The organism is Actinosynnema sp. NPDC059335 (assembly GCF_042752395.1).
Lineage (GTDB): Bacteria > Actinomycetota > Actinomycetes > Mycobacteriales > Pseudonocardiaceae > Actinosynnema.
On record NZ_JBHYXZ010000019.1, the window covers coordinates 62,542 to 79,151 of the forward strand.

A 16,610-nucleotide genomic window follows, 5' to 3' on the forward strand; every position below is an offset into this window, starting at 1 on the left:
TCACCCCCCCCCCCTAAACCCCCCACCCGCCCCCCCCCCCGCTGGGCGGGGGGCCGTTCTCGCGGGTGCGGTCAGTTGTCCGGGCAGGCGACCCAGCCGTCGTCCGTCTTCTTGAACGGCAGCGTGTCGGTCTGGTCCTTGACGAACTCCTTCATGTTGTCCGGGACGCCGTCGAACCGGACCGAGACGGTGGCCGCGGCCTCCGTGTCGCTCTTCTCCTCGACCTTGTCGACGGTGAGGTTGACCTTGATGTTCTTCGCCGCCTCCTGGGCCGCCTCGACCTGCTCCTTCAACTCCGGCGGCAGGTCCTTCAGCTCCTTCTCCAGCTCCGCGGCGAACGCGCCCGGGTCGGTCGCCTTCTTGATGTCGTCGATCGTGCCGTGCTTCTCGCTGCAGGTCAGCGTCTTGAGCTTGTCGAAGTCACGGCTGTTGACGGCGGCGACGTAGCTGTCCGCGGCGTCCTTGGCGGTGCCGTTGCCGCCACCGCCCATCGTCAGGACCAGGGCGATGACCACGCCGATCACGACCACGGCCCCGACGCCGCCCAGGATCCACGGCAGCGGGCTCTTCTTCCGCGGCGGCGTGCCGTAGGGGTCGCCGAAACCACCCGGTTGGCCGTAACCGGGCTGGTTGAACTGGCCGGGCGGGCCGTAGGGCGGCTGACCGGGACCGGGCTGACCGGGCTGACCGTAACCACCGGGTGGCGTGCCGTAACCGGGCTGCTGCCCACCCTGTGGGAAACCCTGGGGCGGCGGCGGGTACCCGCCGGGCTGCTGGCCGTACCCCGGCTGCTGGCCGAATTGGCCTGGTTGCTGGCCAAATTGACCCGGCTGCTGACCGTAGGGACCCGGCTGCTGCGGCGGGACGGACATCACGTTCTCCTAGAACTTCTTGCAGGTGGCAGTGGACACTGCCCGGACTGCGCGCGTGGGACTCGTTATGGGACGCACGGTAGCGGGTAGGAGGTTCCGGCAGACACCGGTATGGAGCAGTTGATCCGGCCGAGCGGGCGGTTTGTGTCATCACACGACGCCCGGGAACCCGCTGGGTGGCGGCTTTTGTCGGTGATCGCCGGTACCGTTGTCGTACGAACACGGGAGGAGGGTGCCGACATGCAGCACGGTCATCCCGGCAGCCAGCCCGATGAGGGTGGCGAGCTGAACAAGGGCAACAACTCTGGTGAGCTGACAGCGCAGATCAGGTTCCTGGAGGACGAGATCGCGTTGCTGCGCCGCAAGTTGACGGAATCCCCACGACACGTCCGCCTGCTGGAGCAGCGGTTGGCCGAGGCGACGGAGCGCGTCAGCCAACTGACCGAGCGCAACACGAAGCTCATCGACACCCTTCGAGAAGCACGGAGCCAACTGCTCGCGCTGCGCGAGGAGGTCGACCGCCTCGCCCAGCCGCCGAGCGGTTACGGCGTGTTCCTGGCCAGGTTCGACGACGGCACGGTGGACGTGTTCACCTCCGGCCGCCGCATGCGGGTCTCCGTATCGCCCGCGGTCGAGACGGCGTCGCTGGTCCTGGGCCAGTCGGTGCGCCTGAACGAGGCGTTGACCGTGGTCGAGGGCGGCGACTTCGAGCGCACCGGCGAGGTGTGCACGTTGCGCGAGGTGCTGACGACCGACACGGCGGACGGCTCGATCGGTCGCGCGCTGGTCGTGGGCCACGCCGACGAGGAGCGGGTCGTGTGGCTCGCCCAGCCGCTGATGGACTCGCCGCTGAAGGCGGGCGACTCGCTGCTGGTCGACTCCAAGGCCGGGTTCGCCTACGAGCGCGTGCCCAAGGCCGAGGTCGAGGACCTGGTGCTGGAGGAGGTGCCCGACGTCCGGTATGAGGACATCGGTGGCCTCTACCGGCAGATCGAGCAGATCCGCGACGCCGTGGAGCTGCCGTTCCTGCACGCCGACCTGTTCCGCGAGTACAAGCTGCGTCCGCCCAAGGGCGTGCTGCTCTACGGCCCTCCCGGCTGCGGCAAGACGCTGATCGCCAAGGCGGTGGCGAACTCGCTGGCCAAGCAGGTCCACGCCGCCCGCGGCGAGGACCACCGCGAGGCCAAGAGCTACTTCCTCAACATCAAGGGCCCCGAGCTGCTGAACAAGTTCGTGGGCGAGACCGAGCGGCACATCCGGTTGATCTTCCAGCGGGCCCGGGAGAAGGCGTCCGAGGGCACGCCGGTCATCGTGTTCTTCGACGAGATGGACTCGATCTTCCGGACCCGCGGCAGCGGTGTGTCGTCCGACGTCGAGACCACGATCGTGCCCCAGCTCCTCAGCGAGATCGACGGCGTCGAGGGCCTGGAGAACGTGATCGTGATCGGCGCCTCCAACCGCGAGGACATGATCGACCCGGCGATCCTGCGCCCCGGCCGGCTCGACGTGAAGATCAAGATCGAGCGCCCGGACGCCGAGGGCGCGAAGGACATCTTCAACAAGTACCTGACGCCCGACCTGCCGATCCACGCCGACGACCTGGCCGAGTTCGGCGGCGACCCGGTGGCCTGCATCGACGGCATGGTGCAGCACACGGTCGAGCGGATGTACGAGGAGTCCGAGGAGAACCGGTTCCTCGAGGTCACCTACGCCAACGGTGACAAGGAGGTCCTGTACTTCCGGGACTTCAACTCGGGCGCGATGATCCAGAACATCGTCGACCGCGCGAAGAAGGCGGCCATCAAGAGCCTGCTGGACACCAAGCAGCCGGGCCTGTCGGTGCGCCACCTGCTGGACGCGATCGTGGACGAGTTCGCCGAGAACGAGGACCTGCCCAACACGACCAACCCGGACGACTGGGCGCGGATCTCGGGCAAGAAGGGCGAGCGGATCGTGTACATCCGCACGCTCGTGACCGGCAAGAACCAGGAGTCGGGCCGCGCCATCGACACGGCCACGAACACCGGGCAGTACCTGTGACACCGTCCTACCCGTAACGCCGTCATCGCGCGGCAACCCGCCTGGAACGCCCGCCCCGCCACCTCGGCCGGGCGGGCGTTCCGCGTGGTGGGTGAGGGCCTGGCGGTGAGCAGGCCGGGACTCGGGCGGGCGTTTCGCATGGTGGATGAGGCGGCGCGTGAGCAGGCTGGGACTCGGGCGGTGCGCGGCCGCCGCGACGCGCCGTTCGCCATCAACGTCGAGTGGCTTGCGTGTGGCAGGCGAGGGCCGGCTGGTGACGCGAGGCTCCTCGGGCGGGTCTCCGCGTGGTGGCTGCGTGACGGCCGGGCCGTGAGCCGGCGGGGCTCGTCGGGCGGGGTGTCCCGCGTGGCGGGCGCGGTGACCGGGTCGGATTCGTCGGGCGTTCTGCGCGGTCGGAGGATCAGGAGCGGGCGGTGACCAGGCCGGACTCGTAGGCGGCGATCACGAGCTGCGCCCGGTCGCGGGCCTGGAGCTTGTGCAGCAGGCGGCCGATGTGGGTCTTCACCGTGCCGGCGGACAGGTACAGCTCGCGCATGATCTCGGCGTTGGAGTACCCCCGGGCGATCAGCAGCAGCACCTCCTGCTCACGTTCCGTGATCGAGTCGAGGCGGACCCGGCGCGGCTCGGGCGTGCGGGAGAACTCGGCCACCAGCCGGCGCGTCACGGAGGGTGACAGCAGGGCGTCGCCCTCGGCCACCACCCGGACCGCCGCCAGCACGTCGGCCGGGGGAGTGTCCTTGAGCAGGAACCCGCTCGCCCCGGCCCGCAGCGCCGAGTAGACGTACTCGTCCAGGTCGAACGTGGTCAGGATCAGCACCCTGGCCGCCGAGGAGGCGCTGATCTCGCGGGTCGCCGCGATGCCGTCCACGCCCGGCATCCGGACGTCCATCAGCACCACGTCCGGCGAGGTCGCCCGCACGACCGACACCGCCTCCGCGCCGTCGCCGGCCTCGCCGACCACCCGCAGGTCGGGCGCGGAGTCCACCAGCACCCGGAAGCTGCCCCGCAGCAGCGCCTGGTCGTCCACGATCACCACGTCGATCACGTCAGCGGCACCTCGGCGCGCACCGCGAACCCGCGCCCGGCCAGCGGTCCCGCCGAGAACGTCCCGCCGTACACCGCCACCCGCTCCCTCATCCCGATCAACCCGTGCCCACCGCCGCCACCGGCCAGGACCCGCTCGCCCGGCCCGTCGTCGACCACGCAGACCCGGACCGAATCGTCCCCGACGACGACGGACACCTCGCAGGAGGCCGGCGCCGCGTGCTTGACCACGTTGGTGACCGACTCCTGCACGATCCGGTACACGGTCAGCCCCAGCGCCTCGGGCAGCGAGCCGGACACCGACAGCGACACGTCCACCCCGGCCAGCGACGCGCGCGAGACCAACTCGGGTAAATCGGCCAGACCGGGCATGGGCGCCAGCTCGACCCGCGCGTCCTCCGACCGCAGCACGCCGAGCAGCCGCCGCATCTCCACCAGGGTGCCGCGGGAGGTCCGCTCGATGACCTCCAGGGCCTCCCGCGCCTCTTCGGGGTGCGCCGGGGCCACGTGGGCGGCGACCCCGGCCTTGACCGTGATCAGGCTGAGGCTGTGCGCGACCACGTCGTGCAGCTCCCGGGCGATCCGCATGCGCTCCTCGGTGAGCGCCCGGGACGCGGCCTCGGCCGCCTCGCGGGCCTCGTAGGACCGGCGGACCTGCGTGGTGCGGCCCAACGCCCACGCCGACCCCGTCACCAGCGCCAGGAACACGGCCAGCCCGGCCGAGTCCGGCCACGGCTCGCTGACCAGCACCGCGACCCACGCCGTGCCGACCGAGCACACCAGCGCGGCCACCGCCACCCGGTGCGCGCAGACCGCGGCCACCATGTACAGCGCGAACGCGGTCGCGCTGTAGGGCTCCAGCGTGACGTGGGTCAGGGTGGCCACGTTCTGCGCGGCCAGCACGACGCCGAGCGTCAGCACCGGCCGCTTGCGGCGCAGCGCCAACGGCGCGCCGACCAGCGCCGCGAGCGGCACGCCCAGCCACAGCGACACCCCGCCGGCGCGGGCGAACTCCAGGTACACCGTGACGACCAGCACCGCGGCCGCCGTGTCGAGCGCATACAGGTAGGCGGTCGGCAGCAGGCGCAGGACTCGTGAGGTCACGCTCGGCACCGTAATCGGCGGCGGGGCGGAGGGCGTCGGACCACGGTCCGACCCGAAACCCCGGACCCTGGTCCGATCCGCCCGCCCCCACACCCGAGCAGGCTCATCCCCATGATCCAAGTGAGGCACCTGACCAAGCGCTACGGCCGCGCCCGCGCCGTGGACGGCCTGTCGTTCGAGGTGAAGCCCGGTTACGTCGCCGGCTTCCTGGGGCCCAACGGGGCCGGCAAGTCCACCACGATGCGGGCGATCCTGGGCCTGGACCGGCCGACCAGCGGCGAGGCGCTCGTCGAGGGCCGGCGCTACGCCGACATCCGCCGCCCGATGCACCACGTCGGCGCGCTGCTCGACGCGGGCGCGGTGCACGGCGGCCGGTCTGCCTACGACCACCTGCGCGTGCTCGCCCGCAGCAACGGCATCAAGGACCGCCGGGTCGTCGCGACCCTGGAGCAGGTCGGGCTGGCGGGCGTGGCCAGGAGACGCGTGGGGTCGCTGTCGCTGGGCATGAAGCAACGCCTCGGCGTGGCGGCGGCCCTGCTCGGCGATCCCGGCGTGCTGCTGTTCGACGAGCCGGTCAACGGCCTCGACCCGGAGGGCATCCGGTGGATCCGGCACCTGATGCGCGGCCTGGCGCGCGAGGGCCGCACGGTCCTGGTGTCGAGCCACCTGATGAGCGAGATGGCGCTGACCGCCGACCGGGTGATCGTCATCGGGCGGGGCAGGCTCATCCTCGAGAGTTCGATGCAGGACCTGCAGGAGAGGTTCAAGAAGGACGTGCTCGTCCGGACGCCGGACCGGTCGGCCCTGGTGACCGCCCTGACCGCCGCCGGCGCGAGCACGGAGGCCGAGGACGGCGCGCTGCTCGTGCACGGCCTGGACGCCCCGGCCATCGCCGACCTGGCCGCCCGCGCCCGCATCCCGATCCACGAGCTGACCCCGCGCAGCGCGTCCCTGGAGGACGCCTACCTGGAGCTGACCGAGGACAGCGTGGAGTACCGCACGAAGGAGACCGCCCGATGACGGACGTGCTGAACTCGGAGTGGTTGAAGCTCCGCTCGGTCCGCTCGACCACCTACGTCCTGCTCGCGATCGCGGCGTCGCTGGCGGTGGGCGCGCTGGTGTCGTACCTGATGACGGCCGACTGGGACACCTCGCCGCCGGACGTGCGGGAGAAGTTCGGAGCCGCCGACCCGAGCATGATGGTGGTCCCGTTCACCCAGTTCTGCCTGGGCGTCCTGGGTGCCCTGGCGATCACCGCGGAGTACGGCAGCGGCATGATCCGGACCACCCTCGTCACCGTGCCCCAACGCCGGAAGTACCTGCTGGCGAAGGTCGTCGTGGTGGCAGGCGCGTCCCTGGGCGTCGGCGCGGTCACCACCCTGCTGGCCTACCAGACGGGCGAACTGATCACGGGCGACCGCCCGGAACCGATCTCGGCCTACGGCTCGTTCGCCGACGCCCTGCCGGCCCTGCTGGCGAACACCGCCTCGCTGGTGCTGCTGGCCCTGCTCGGCCTGGCCCTGGGCTTCATCCTCCGCTCCACCGCGGGCACCCTGGTGACCCTGTGCGCCCTGCTGTTCGTCGTGCCCTCCCTGACCATGCTCCTCCCGGAGCCGTGGGACGAGCGCGCCTACTCGATCACGCTCCCCGCCCTCGCCCCCCAACTCTCGGGGGAGATGTCGGGCACCCCACTGTCCCCGCCCTACGCCGCCCTGACCATGCTGCTCTACGTCCTGCTCACCCTGACCACCGCCACCATCACCCTCCACCACCGCGACGCCTAACCACCCCACCCCACCCGCACACCCACCTCCGCCCCTCTCACCCGATCTCCCCCGCTAGGGCCTGTCCTCAAAGTGGGTGTGGCGGGTCTGCTGTGATCTTGGCGTGTGGTGCGCAGGCATGAGTTGACCGACGAGCGGTGGCAGGCGATCGAGCCGTTGCCGCCGGCCTCGGGCGCGAAAGGCCGTCCGCGGGTGGACGACCGTCGGGTGATCAACGGGATGCTGTTCAAGGCCAAGACCGGGGTCGCCTGGCGTGACCTGCCGGAAAGCCGCAGGCCGTGGAAGACGGTCTGCAACCGGTTCTGGCGCTGGTCGCGCAACGGCACCCTCACCACGCCGGTCGGGAAGGTGCGGGTGGTCGCCGAGGCGATCGACGAGCCCGACCGCGAGGTCTCGGTGGACTCGAGCATCGTGCGCGCCCACCGGCACGCCGCCGGAGCCCGCCGCACGACCGCGACCGCGTCCCACACGGGGGGCGGACGGATCGTGCGGCGGGCACAACGAGCCAGGTGATCATGCCATCGGCCGCTCCCGGGGCGGACCCGCCACCGGGATCCACCTGGCCTGCGACGGCCACGGCCGACCCCTGTCGATCGTCCTGACCGGCGGCAATGTCAACGACCGCACCCGGTTCACCCGGGTCATGGCCGGCCTCCCGGAACGCCGTGACCAGCAGGCCAACCGCGAACGCGAAGGCCGAACCGGCGGACGCCCGCCGGTCTTCGACCGCACCGCCTACAAACGCCGCAACGTGGTCGAGCCCTGCTTCAACCGACTCAAGCAGTTCCGTGCCGTCGCCACCCGCTTCGACCCGACCGCCACCTCCTACCGAGCCATGCTCGACCTGGCGACCCTGCTCATCTGGCTTTGAGGACAGGCCCTAGCCAACCGAGGACGAGGGCCGTCGCCTCCTGAACTACGTGCGTCGGGGCATGCAGGGAACCATCCGGATGCGCCGGGCGATGATCGTCCTTGCCTCGTCGTCCGGGACCCCTGCGCCGTCGATGTGCCCGCCTGGTGGCCGCCGACCCCGACACGGTGCGCGACGTCATCCACGACTTCAACGCCCGTGGCCTGGCGACGCTGGACCCTAGGCGGGCAGGAGGCCGTCCTCGCCTGATCAGCCGCGACGACGAAGCGTTCGTCGTGGCGGCGGCCAAGGCCCGCCCGACCTGGGCGGGCCTGCCCTTCACCCGGTGGAGCCTGCGCACACTCGCCGCCCACCTGCACCGCAACCCCGACCGGCGGGTCCGGATCGGCCGGGAACGGCTGCGACAGATCCTGCACCGCCACGGTGTCACCTTCCAGCGCACCGGGATCTGGAAGACCTCCAACGACCCGACCTTCGACGCCAAACTCGACCGCATCGACGAGGTCCTGACCCGTTTCCCGAACCGGTGTTTCGCCTTCGACCAGTTCGGGCCGCTGTCGATCCGTCCGCACCACGGTGCCGACACCTGCGCCGGCGCAACGCCAACGCACGCCACCCCGACATCCTCGCCGCGCAACGCCGCGAACGGGCCCTTGTCCGCAGCGAACGCCACCAACGCTGGGGCCGACCACAATCTCAAGCGGCCTGACCAACCCGGCAAAGGTTCGTGGTCAGCGCACCAGGTGGTGTCCGGCAAGCCGGTGATCGGGGCGTCCGACAGTTCCTGCTCGCTCCTCGCCCCAACCCGCACCGCCCGCACCTGCCGCGTACCCCATGTGCGTCGCCGAACCAACCGTTGCTCGCACTTCCAACCCGTAGCCGACGCGGCCGGGAGATGACCGCGGTCCCGCGAACGGTGAGGGCTGTGGGCGTGGTCGGTCGGCACGATCGAGTGGCCCGTCGAAGAGCGGCGGGCGGGGACGCCTCGCACGACGGGCGGCGGGGTGGAAGGGGCCGATACCGTGTCCGGCGTGCCCGACTTCGCCCTCGGCCTGGCCGCCCTCGGCCGGCCCGCGTACATCAACCTCGGCCGCGACGGGGTGTTGCCCGAACGGCGGGACGTGGACGCCATGCGCGCGCAGTGCCACGCCGTCCTGGACGCCGCCTACGCGGCCGGGGTGAGGCGGGTGGACGCGGCACGCTCCTACGGGCGCGCGGAGGAGTTCCTGGCGCAGTGGCTGGCCGAGCGGGGCCACCAGGATGTCCTCGTCTCCAGCAAGTGGGGCTACGCCTACGTCGCCGACTGGCGGCGGGACGCGGCCACGCACGAGGTCAAGGAGCACTCGCTCGACCGGTTCACCCGGCAGTGGCGCGAGACCGAGGACCTCCTCGGCCCGCACGTCGGCCTCTACAGCGTGCACTCGCTGACGCCCGACAGCCCGCTCTTCGGCGACCTCGACCTGCTCGTGGCCCTGGGCGGCCTGCGGGACTCCGGGGTCCGGCTCGGCTTCTCGACCTCCGGCCCGCACCAGGGCGACACCATCCGCCGCGCGCTGGAGCTGGCCGTCGAAGGGCGGCGGCTGTTCGAGGCCGTCCAGGCGACCTGGAACGTGCTGGAGACCTCCGCCGCGCCCGCGCTGGCGTTCGCCAAGGAGTCCGGCGCGGAGGTGTTCGTCAAGGAGGGCCTGGCCAACGGCCGCCTGGCGGTCGACCCGCCGCCCCGGGTCCGCGAGCTGGCCCGCGAGCACGGCGTCGGCCCGGACGCGATCGCCCTGGCCGCCGTGCTCGCCCAGCCGTGGGTCGACGTGGTGCTCTCCGGCGCGGCCGGTCCGGGGCAGCTGCGGGACAACCTCAGGGCACGCAATGTCGCCCTCGACCCGGACGCGCTCGCGGACTGCGCCGAGCCGGCCGACCGGTACTGGGCTACTCGGGCGTCGCTCGCCTGGTCGTGAGCCGGACCGCGCCGGACTCCAGGTCGACCGGCCCGCGCGGTGGCGCGCCCGACTCCTCGTCCTCGCCCAGCATCAACGTCACCTGCCGTTGCTCCAGCTCGACGTGCTTGCCGCCGTGGAACAGGGTGGTGAACTCGTCCAACGCCGTCGCCGACACGACCGGGTGGCCCTGGCGCCTGCGGACCCACCTCAGCAGCCGCTCGCCGGCCGCCAGGCACACCAGCAGCACGGCCAGGCCGGGGATCGACAGCGCGAACATCATGCCCATCGGAACCACTCCCGGATCAACGCCCGACCGTCCGGCACCACCGGCCACCCCGGGTCCTCCGCCGAGGCGCGCACCTCGTCCAGCCCCATCCAGCCTCCCCACGCCACTTCCTCCGGCTGATGGGTGAACGGCCCATCGCTGCGCACGTCGTAAACGTGCGCGACGTAGCGGATGGTTCCGTCCACGAACGTCGTCCTGAACCGGAACTCCGGCGTCGCCACGACCCCCAGCTCCTCGGCCAGCTCGCGCACCGCGCACTCGTCCGGCGTCTCGCCCGCCGCGACGACGCCGCCGCAGGTCGGGTCGTACAACCCGGGGTAGACGTCCTTGGTGTCGGTGCGCCGGTGCACGTACACCCGCTCCCCGTCGAGGGAGCGCACCACGATCGCCGCGCACGCGTGCCACAGGCCCTCCGCGCGCACCCGGGCGCGCGTCGCCGTGCCGATGGGCGTGCCGTCGGGGTCCACCACGACCACGTGCTCCACGCGAAGATCCTCCCCAGGTCGTACCGGCCGGTGCTACTCCGGGCCGACGCCTGCCGACACCGCTCCTTCCTACCTTCGTGGCGCGAACGTCACGAGGAGGAGTTGTGCCCACATCCCTGCGGCTCGCGGTCGCCGAGTTCCGCGACCGGCCCGGCCGCGCCGTGCTGCCCGGTGTCGCCCTGGTCGTCGGTGTCGCCTGCCTGCTGGCCGCCTTGATGCTCAGCGACGCGATGGTCCGCGCCACGAACGCCGGCGCGCCCACCGTGCCCGCCGGGGTCGACCTCGTCGTCCAACCGCCGCCCCACAGCGACGCCGTGCTCGACCAGGCGACCGCCGATCGGGTGGCGCGGGTTCCGGGGGTGACGCTGGCGCAACCGGTCCGCGAGGTCCGCGCCGACCTGCTCCTGGACGACGGCCGGGCGGGCGAGCGCCGCGCCACCGCCGACGTCGAGCCCGACCGCCCCGACCTGCACCGCGTGCCGATCCTGGAGGGCCGCTCGCCCGGCCCGGACGGCGAGATCGCGGTGGACCGGGTCACCGCCCACGACCACGGCCTCCGGCCGGGCATGTCGGTGCGGCTCGGGGACGCCGCCGGCAAGCCGCTGAGCGTGGTCGTCCGGGGCGTCACCGTGCGAGGCTCGCTCGCCGAGGAGCCCCAGGTCGTGATCGGCGAGGCCCTGGCCGCCAAGCTCGGCGGCACGCCGCGCGTCGAGGCGCTCTACGTGCTCGGCGGCGACCGGGACGCCGTGGCGCGGGCCGCGGGCGAGGGGTTCCGGGTGGACACCCGGGCCGCCGTCGCCGCGACGCCGCCCGACAACGACCTGGCGGCCGTCCTGCTGCCGTTCAGCATCCTCGCCCTGGCCACGTCGGTGTTCGTCGCCTCCGCCACCTACCGCGCCGTCTACGCGCAACGCCGGCGGCACACGGCGTTGCTGCGCTGCCTCGGCGCGCACCGCGGTCCACTCGTCTGGGCGAACCTCCTCGAAGCCCTGGTGACCGGCGCGCTCGCGGGCGCGGTCGGCGCGGTGCTGGGCGGGTCCGTGGCGTGGCTGCTGGCCCGGCTGTTCGACAGCACCGGCCTGTCCTCGCTGCTCGGCGCGGTGGAGCTGAGCCCGTCGCTGCTGCCCTCCGCCGGCCAACTGGTGATCGGCGTGGTCACGGCCGCCTCGCTCAGCGCGTTCGCCGCGGTCCGGCCCGCGCTGGCCGCCGCCCGCGTCTCGCCGCTCGCCGCGCTGCGGACGTCCGAAGGCCAGACGCCGGACGACGCCGTGGTGCGCCGCCGCCGCGTGTTCGGGCTCGTGCTGGTGGGCCTCGCAACGGCCATGGCCGTGCTCGGCGTGCTCGCGCAGGGCTCCCTGGCGGCCATCTTCCTGATCCTGTTCTCCGGCATCACGGCCGTGTTCGGCCTGTTCGGCGTGCTCGGACCGGTCGTGGTGCCCGCGCTCGGCCGGATCTTCGGCTCGGTCGCGAGCCGCTTCGGGGGCGCGCAGTGGAAGCTGGCCGCGGCCGAGGTGCGGCGGGTGCCGCAGCGCTCCGCGTCGGTGGCGATGCCGCTGATCCTGGCCGCCGCCATGGTCACGTTCTTCGCCGTCACGGTGGGGTCGGCGCAGCGCATGGAGGACGAGTTCGCCGACGAGCCGCGGCCCGACGCCGTGGTGGTGGACGCGGGCGGCCGCGCGCTCGACGGGGCCGTGGGCGCGGCGGCCAGCCGGCCCGAAGCCGCGAGCACCGTCGTCCTGCACGGCGTCGACGTGGACAAGAAGGACGCCGAGGGCTTCGTGTTCCCGACGCAGGTCGTCGGCGCCGACCCCGACCGGATGCGCGACTGGCTGGCCACCCGGCACGTCGACGCGCGGGACTTCGCGCCGGGCACCGCGCTGCTGGACGACCGGTACGCCGAGCGGTTCGGCGCGCGGCTCGGCGAGCCGTTCACGGTCGAGGGCCTGCCCGGCGGGCCGCGCACGGCCACGGTCGTCGGCACCTTCACGGGCTCGCTGCTCGACCACGCCGACGTGGTGCTGGCCGAACCCGACCTCGCGCCCGCGTCGAAGGTCCTGGTGTCGCTCAAGCCCGGCGCGGACCCGGCGGCCTACGAGGCGGGGGTGCGGGCCGACCTGCCCGACGCGCCCACCGTTCTGGTGAACACCAGGGCCGAGTCGAGCGCGCAGGACCAGCGGTACCTCGACCTGGGGATCGTGCTGCTGATGGTGCTGCTGGGCCTGTCCGTCGCGGTCGCGGTGACCGGCATCGGGACCGCCTTGACGATCTCCGTGCAGGAGCGCCGCAAGGAACTGGCGCTGCGCCGCGCGCTGGGCGTGACCAGGGGCGGTCTGCAGGGCGGCGTGGTGGCCGAAGCGGTGTTGTTGGCGCTGGTGGGCGTGCTGGGCGGGGGAGTGTTCGGCCTCGTGTACGCGGAGCTGGCGCTGGCCGCGGTCGGCGTGTTCGTGTGGCCGACGGCGGCGCTCGCCCCGTTGCTGGTCGGCGGGGCCGGCGTGGTGGTCCTGGCGGTGCTGGCGGCGTTCGGGCCGGCCCGCGGCGCGTCCCGGATCAGGCCCGCCGCCGGGCTCGCCGCCGGCTGAAACGTGACCTACGTCCGGGCGGTGTGCCGGTGGTTGGTCGTAGGCTGCGTGTATGCGGCGGATCATGGGAACCGAAGTCGAGTACGGCATCTCGGTGCCGGGTGACGCGACGGCGAACCCGGTGCTCACCTCGACACAGGTCGTGCTGGCCTACGCGGCGGCCGCCGACATACCGCGGGCGCGCCGGGCGCGCTGGGACTACGAGGTCGAGTCGCCGCTGCGCGACGCGCGCGGCTTCGACCTCGGCACGCCCGGCGGCCACCCCGGCGACAGCGATGTCGAGGATCTCGGCGCGGCCAACGTCATCCTCACCAACGGCGCGCGCCTCTACGTCGACCACGCGCACCCGGAGTACTCCGCGCCCGAGGTCACCAACGCGCGCGACGCGGTGATCTGGGACAAGGCGGGGGAGCGGGTGATGGAGGAGGCCGCGATGCGCGCGGCCACCGTCCCGGGCCAGCCCCGGTTGCAGCTCTACAAGAACAACGTCGACGGCAAGGGCGCCAGCTACGGCACCCACGAGAACTACCTGATGCAGCGCAGCACGCCGTTCACCGCGGTGATCGCCGGGCTGACGCCGTTCTTCGTGTCCCGCCAGGTCGTCGTCGGCTCCGGCCGCGTCGGCATCGGCGCGGCCGGCGAGGAGGCGGGCTACCAGCTGTCCCAGCGAGCCGACTACATCGAGGTCGAGGTCGGCCTGGAGACCACGCTCAAGCGCGGGATCATCAACACCCGCGACGAGCCGCACGCCGACGCGGACAAGTACCGCAGGCTGCACGTCATCATCGGCGACGCGAACCTCGCCGAGTACTCCACCTACATCAAGTGCGGCTCCACGTCGCTGGTGCTGGACATGATCGAGGCCGGTCGCCGGTTCGACGACCTGCGGCTGCAGGAGCCCGTCCGCGCGGTGCACCAGATCAGCCACGACCCGACGCTGAAGACGAAGGTCGAGCTGACCAGCGGGCGCAAGTTCACCGGGTTGGACCTCCAGTTCGCCTACTACGAGCGCGCCGCCGCGTTCGTGGAGCAGGAGGGCTACGGCGACCGGGACGTGCTGCGCGTCTGGGGCGAGGTGCTCGACGCGCTGGCCCGCGACCCGCAGGAGTGCGCCGACCGGCTCGACTGGGTGGCGAAGCTGCGGCTGCTCGAGGGGTACCGCGCGCGGGACGGCCTGGCCTGGGGCTCGCCCCGGCTGTCGCTGGTCGACCTGCAGTACTCCGACGTGCGGCTGGACAAGGGCCTCTACAACCGGCTGGTCGCCCGCGGCTCGATGAAGCGCCTGGTCAGCGAGGAGGAGGTCCGGGCGGCCATCCTGGCGCCGCCGGAGGACACCCGCGCCTACTTCCGCGGCCGGTGCCTGGAGCGCTACCCGACCTCGGTGGCCGCGGCGTCGTGGGACTCGGTGATCTTCGACCTCGGTCGCGAGTCGCTCGTCCGGATCCCCACCCTCGAACCCCTGCGCGGCACGAAAGCGCACGTCGGAGCGCTGCTGGAGGCCGCGGACACGGCCGAGCAGCTCGTCGAGGCGCTGACCCGGGGCTGATCAAGGAACCCGAGTGGCAGGCGCAGGATGTCATGCCTGGTGGGTAGTGTTTAACTCGCAGGACCCGAAGACCGGGAGGTCGACATGGCCCAGGAACAGGTTCAGCGCCAAGGCGGCGGTGACGGCGACGAGAACGGCGACGGCGCGGCCGCCGCCGGCCAGGAACGCCGCGAGAAGCTCGGCGAGGACGTCGACGCCATCCTCGACGAGATCGACGACGTGCTCGAGGAGAACGCCGAGGACTTCGTGCGCGCGTACGTGCAAAAGGGCGGCGAGTAAGCAGCCGCAGGCGGGACAGGAGAAGAACTCACACATGGACCACAGCTCGACCGGGCACTACCCGGCCGCGTCGTTGCCCCCGGCCTACCTCAGGCCGGGGTCGTCGTCGTTCACCGATTTCCTCCGCGCCCAGGCCCCCGAACTGCTGCCGTCGAGCCGCACCCCGCCCGAGGGCGGCGCGGTGCAGGCGCCGCACGGCACGACCATCGTCGCCCTCACGTTCAAGGGCGGCGTGGTGATCGCGGGCGACCGGCGCGCCACGATGGGCAACGTGATCGCCCAGCGCGACATGAAGAAGGTGTTCATCACCGACGACTACTCGGCGGTGGGCATCGCCGGCACGGCGGGCATCGCGGTCGAGATCGTCCGGCTCTACGCGGTCGAGCTCCGGCACTACGAGAAGATCGAGGGCGTCTCGCTGTCGCTGGACGGCAAGGCGAACCGGCTCTCCGCGATGATCAAGGGCAACCTGGACGCCGCGCTCGCGGGCCTCGCGGTCGTGCCGCTGTTCGCGGGCTTCGACACCGACGCGCCCGACCCGGACCGCGCCGGCCGCATCGTGTCCTACGACGTGACCGGCGGCCGGTACGAGGACTCGCAGGGCTACCAGGCCGTCGGCTCGGGCTCGCTGTTCGCGAAGTCGGCGCTGAAGAAGCTCTACGACCCGGACGCGGACGCCGACACGGCCGTCAAGACCGCGATCGAGGCGCTGTACGACGCGGCCGACGACGACTCGGGCACCGGCGGCCCGGACGTGGTCCGCCGGATCTTCCCGGTTGTCGTGACGATCACCGCCGAGGGCGCGGCGCACGTGCCCGACGAGCGGGCCGCCGAGTTCGCCGAGTCGGTCGTCGAGGGCCGCAAGGCCCGGCCGGCGGGCTGAGCGCCGTGCCGACCCCCATCCCCACCCGCATCCGCCGAGCCCGGGAGCCGCAGCAGTGACGATGCCGTTGTACGCCTCACCCGAGCAGATCCTCCGCGACCGCGCGGAGTACGCCCGGAAGGGCATCGCCCGAGGTCGGAGCGTCGTGGTGCTCCGGTACGCCGACGGCGTGCTGTTCGTGGCGGAGAACCCGTCCGCCACCCTGCACAAGGTGTCCGAGATCTACGACCGCATCGCGTTCGCCGCGGTCGGCCGCTACAGCGAGTTCGAGAACCTGCGCCAGGCGGGCATCCGGTTCGCCGACATCCGCGGGTACCAGAACGACCCGCGCGACGTGACGGGCCGGTCGCTGGCCAACGTGTACGCCCAGACGCTGGGCTCGATCTTCGCCGAGCAGATCAAGCCGCTCGAGGTGGAGATCTGCGTGGCCGAGGTCGGCACGGACCCCGAGCAGGACACGCTGTACCGGCTGACCTACGACGGTTCGATCTTCGAGGAGCCGCAGTACGTCGTGATGGGCGGCCAGGCCGAGGCGACGGGCACGGCGCTCAAGGACGCCTACACCGAGGCCCAGCCGCTGGCCGAGGCCGTGCGCATCGCGGTGAAGGCGCTCAGCGCCGGCAGCACCACGACCGGCAACGGCAAGCCGGACCTCCTCGACCGCGGCAAGCTGGAGGTCGCGGTCCTGGAGCGCGACCGCCCGCGTCGCGCGTTCCGCCGCATCACCGGCGCCGCGCTGGCGGCCCTGCTGCCCGGTGACGAGCCGGCGGCGGCCGGGGCGGAGGAGCCGGCGCCGCCCGCCAAGGGCGGCCGCAGGAAGCCCGTGACGGACGTGAACCTGCCGCCGAACGACGACAAGGCGTAGCCCTCGCGCGAGCCAGGCGGAGGCCCCCGGCACACCGC

The 16,610-nt window shown here is 72.4% G+C and carries 15 protein-coding genes and 1 pseudogene; 11 read left to right on the forward strand and 5 right to left on the reverse strand.

Annotated elements, in window-relative coordinates:
• Positions 1-71: 71 nt before the first annotated feature.
• Positions 72-872, reverse strand: coding sequence for a hypothetical protein (locus tag ACFXGA_RS09035; RefSeq protein WP_378085792.1), 801 nt, complete (start codon positions 870-872; stop codon positions 72-74).
• A gap of 240 nt (positions 873-1,112) precedes the next feature.
• Here ACFXGA_RS09035 and arc point away from each other — a divergent pair, with 240 nt between their 5' ends.
• Positions 1,113-2,912 carry a proteasome ATPase gene (arc, locus tag ACFXGA_RS09040; RefSeq protein WP_378085794.1) on the forward strand — a complete coding sequence of 600 codons (1,800 nt, stop codon included), beginning with the start codon at positions 1,113-1,115 and terminating at the stop codon, positions 2,910-2,912.
• 400 nt (positions 2,913-3,312) lie between these two features.
• Here the strand turns inward: arc and ACFXGA_RS09045 are convergent, their stop codons facing one another.
• Entirely contained in the window at positions 3,313-3,957 is a 645-nt protein-coding gene (locus tag ACFXGA_RS09045) for a response regulator (protein ID WP_378085796.1), read from the reverse strand.
• Complete coding sequence (locus tag ACFXGA_RS09050) at positions 3,954-5,060, reverse strand: sensor histidine kinase (protein ID WP_378085798.1); 1,107 nt, start codon at positions 5,058-5,060, stop codon at positions 3,954-3,956. Before ACFXGA_RS09050 ends, ACFXGA_RS09045 begins: the two co-directional genes overlap by 4 nt.
• Before the next feature lie 111 nt (positions 5,061-5,171).
• Here ACFXGA_RS09050 and ACFXGA_RS09055 point away from each other — a divergent pair, with 111 nt between their 5' ends.
• The 5 genes and pseudogenes from ACFXGA_RS09055 (at position 5,172) to ACFXGA_RS09075 (ending at position 9,667) form a co-directional block, all read left to right on the forward strand.
• On the forward strand, positions 5,172-6,080 hold the full coding sequence (locus tag ACFXGA_RS09055; RefSeq protein WP_378085800.1) for an ATP-binding cassette domain-containing protein: 909 nt from the start codon (positions 5,172-5,174) through the stop codon (positions 6,078-6,080).
• On the forward strand, positions 6,077-6,844 hold the full coding sequence (locus ACFXGA_RS09060; protein ID WP_378085802.1) for an ABC transporter permease: 768 nt from the start codon (positions 6,077-6,079) through the stop codon (positions 6,842-6,844). Before ACFXGA_RS09055 ends, ACFXGA_RS09060 begins: the two co-directional genes overlap by 4 nt.
• A 105-nt stretch (positions 6,845-6,949) precedes the next feature.
• Positions 6,950-7,715: pseudogene (locus ACFXGA_RS09065) on the forward strand (IS5 family transposase).
• A gap of 146 nt (positions 7,716-7,861) precedes the next feature.
• On the forward strand, positions 7,862-8,614 hold the full coding sequence (locus ACFXGA_RS09070) for a helix-turn-helix domain-containing protein (protein ID WP_378085804.1): 753 nt from the start codon (positions 7,862-7,864) through the stop codon (positions 8,612-8,614).
• Between the two features lie 132 nt (positions 8,615-8,746).
• Entirely contained in the window at positions 8,747-9,667 is a 921-nt protein-coding gene (locus ACFXGA_RS09075; RefSeq protein WP_378085806.1) for an aldo/keto reductase, read from the forward strand.
• Here ACFXGA_RS09075 and ACFXGA_RS09080 read toward each other — a convergent pair.
• On the reverse strand, positions 9,639-9,935 hold the full coding sequence (locus tag ACFXGA_RS09080; protein ID WP_378085808.1) for a DUF6191 domain-containing protein: 297 nt from the start codon (positions 9,933-9,935) through the stop codon (positions 9,639-9,641). The two genes, ACFXGA_RS09075 and ACFXGA_RS09080, sit on opposite strands and share 29 nt — an antisense overlap.
• Positions 9,926-10,420 (reverse strand): NUDIX domain-containing protein, encoded by a 495-nt coding sequence (locus tag ACFXGA_RS09085; protein WP_378085810.1) that lies wholly within the window; start codon positions 10,418-10,420, stop codon positions 9,926-9,928. The genes ACFXGA_RS09080 and ACFXGA_RS09085 overlap by 10 nt, the downstream gene beginning before the upstream one ends.
• A 104-nt stretch (positions 10,421-10,524) precedes the next feature.
• On the opposite strand from ACFXGA_RS09085, the gene ACFXGA_RS09090 reads away from it, so the two are divergent.
• The 5 genes from ACFXGA_RS09090 to prcA all read left to right on the forward strand — a co-directional run bounded on the left by ACFXGA_RS09090 (position 10,525) and on the right by prcA (position 16,572).
• Positions 10,525-12,999, forward strand: a complete 2,475-nt coding sequence (locus ACFXGA_RS09090) for an FtsX-like permease family protein (RefSeq protein ID WP_378085811.1) — start codon at positions 10,525-10,527, stop codon at positions 12,997-12,999.
• Positions 13,000-13,051: 52 nt separating this feature from the next.
• A complete protein-coding gene (dop, locus tag ACFXGA_RS09095) occupies positions 13,052-14,545 on the forward strand; it encodes a depupylase/deamidase Dop (RefSeq protein WP_378085813.1) in 1,494 nt (497 codons plus the stop codon).
• An 84-nt stretch (positions 14,546-14,629) separates the two neighbouring features.
• Positions 14,630-14,824 (forward strand): ubiquitin-like protein Pup, encoded by a 195-nt coding sequence (locus tag ACFXGA_RS09100; RefSeq protein WP_033441451.1) that lies wholly within the window; start codon positions 14,630-14,632, stop codon positions 14,822-14,824.
• Between the two features lie 34 nt (positions 14,825-14,858).
• Positions 14,859-15,707 (forward strand): proteasome subunit beta, encoded by an 849-nt coding sequence (gene prcB / locus ACFXGA_RS09105; protein ID WP_378085815.1) that lies wholly within the window; start codon positions 14,859-14,861, stop codon positions 15,705-15,707.
• A 55-nt stretch (positions 15,708-15,762) separates the two neighbouring features.
• Positions 15,763-16,572, forward strand: coding sequence for a proteasome subunit alpha (prcA, locus tag ACFXGA_RS09110; RefSeq protein WP_378085817.1), 810 nt, complete (start codon positions 15,763-15,765; stop codon positions 16,570-16,572).
• Positions 16,573-16,610: the final 38 nt, after the last annotated feature.

What these genes read in the sequence shown, in the direction of transcription:
- ACFXGA_RS09035 (WP_378085792.1), bottom strand. Translation starts at nt 872, where the DNA reads ATGTCCGTCCCGCCGCAGCAGCCGGGTCCCTACGGTCAGCAGCCGGGT.
- arc (WP_378085794.1), top strand. Translation starts at nt 1,113, where the DNA reads ATGCAGCACGGTCATCCCGGCAGCCAGCCCGATGAGGGTGGCGAGCTG.
- ACFXGA_RS09055 (WP_378085800.1), top strand. Translation starts at nt 5,172, where the DNA reads ATGATCCAAGTGAGGCACCTGACCAAGCGCTACGGCCGCGCCCGCGCC.
- ACFXGA_RS09060 (WP_378085802.1), top strand. Translation starts at nt 6,077, where the DNA reads ATGACGGACGTGCTGAACTCGGAGTGGTTGAAGCTCCGCTCGGTCCGC.
- ACFXGA_RS09080 (WP_378085808.1), bottom strand. Translation starts at nt 9,935, where the DNA reads ATGGGCATGATGTTCGCGCTGTCGATCCCCGGCCTGGCCGTGCTGCTG.
- dop (WP_378085813.1), top strand. Translation starts at nt 13,052, where the DNA reads ATGCGGCGGATCATGGGAACCGAAGTCGAGTACGGCATCTCGGTGCCG.
- ACFXGA_RS09100 (WP_033441451.1), top strand. Translation starts at nt 14,630, where the DNA reads ATGGCCCAGGAACAGGTTCAGCGCCAAGGCGGCGGTGACGGCGACGAG.
- prcB (WP_378085815.1), top strand. Translation starts at nt 14,859, where the DNA reads ATGGACCACAGCTCGACCGGGCACTACCCGGCCGCGTCGTTGCCCCCG.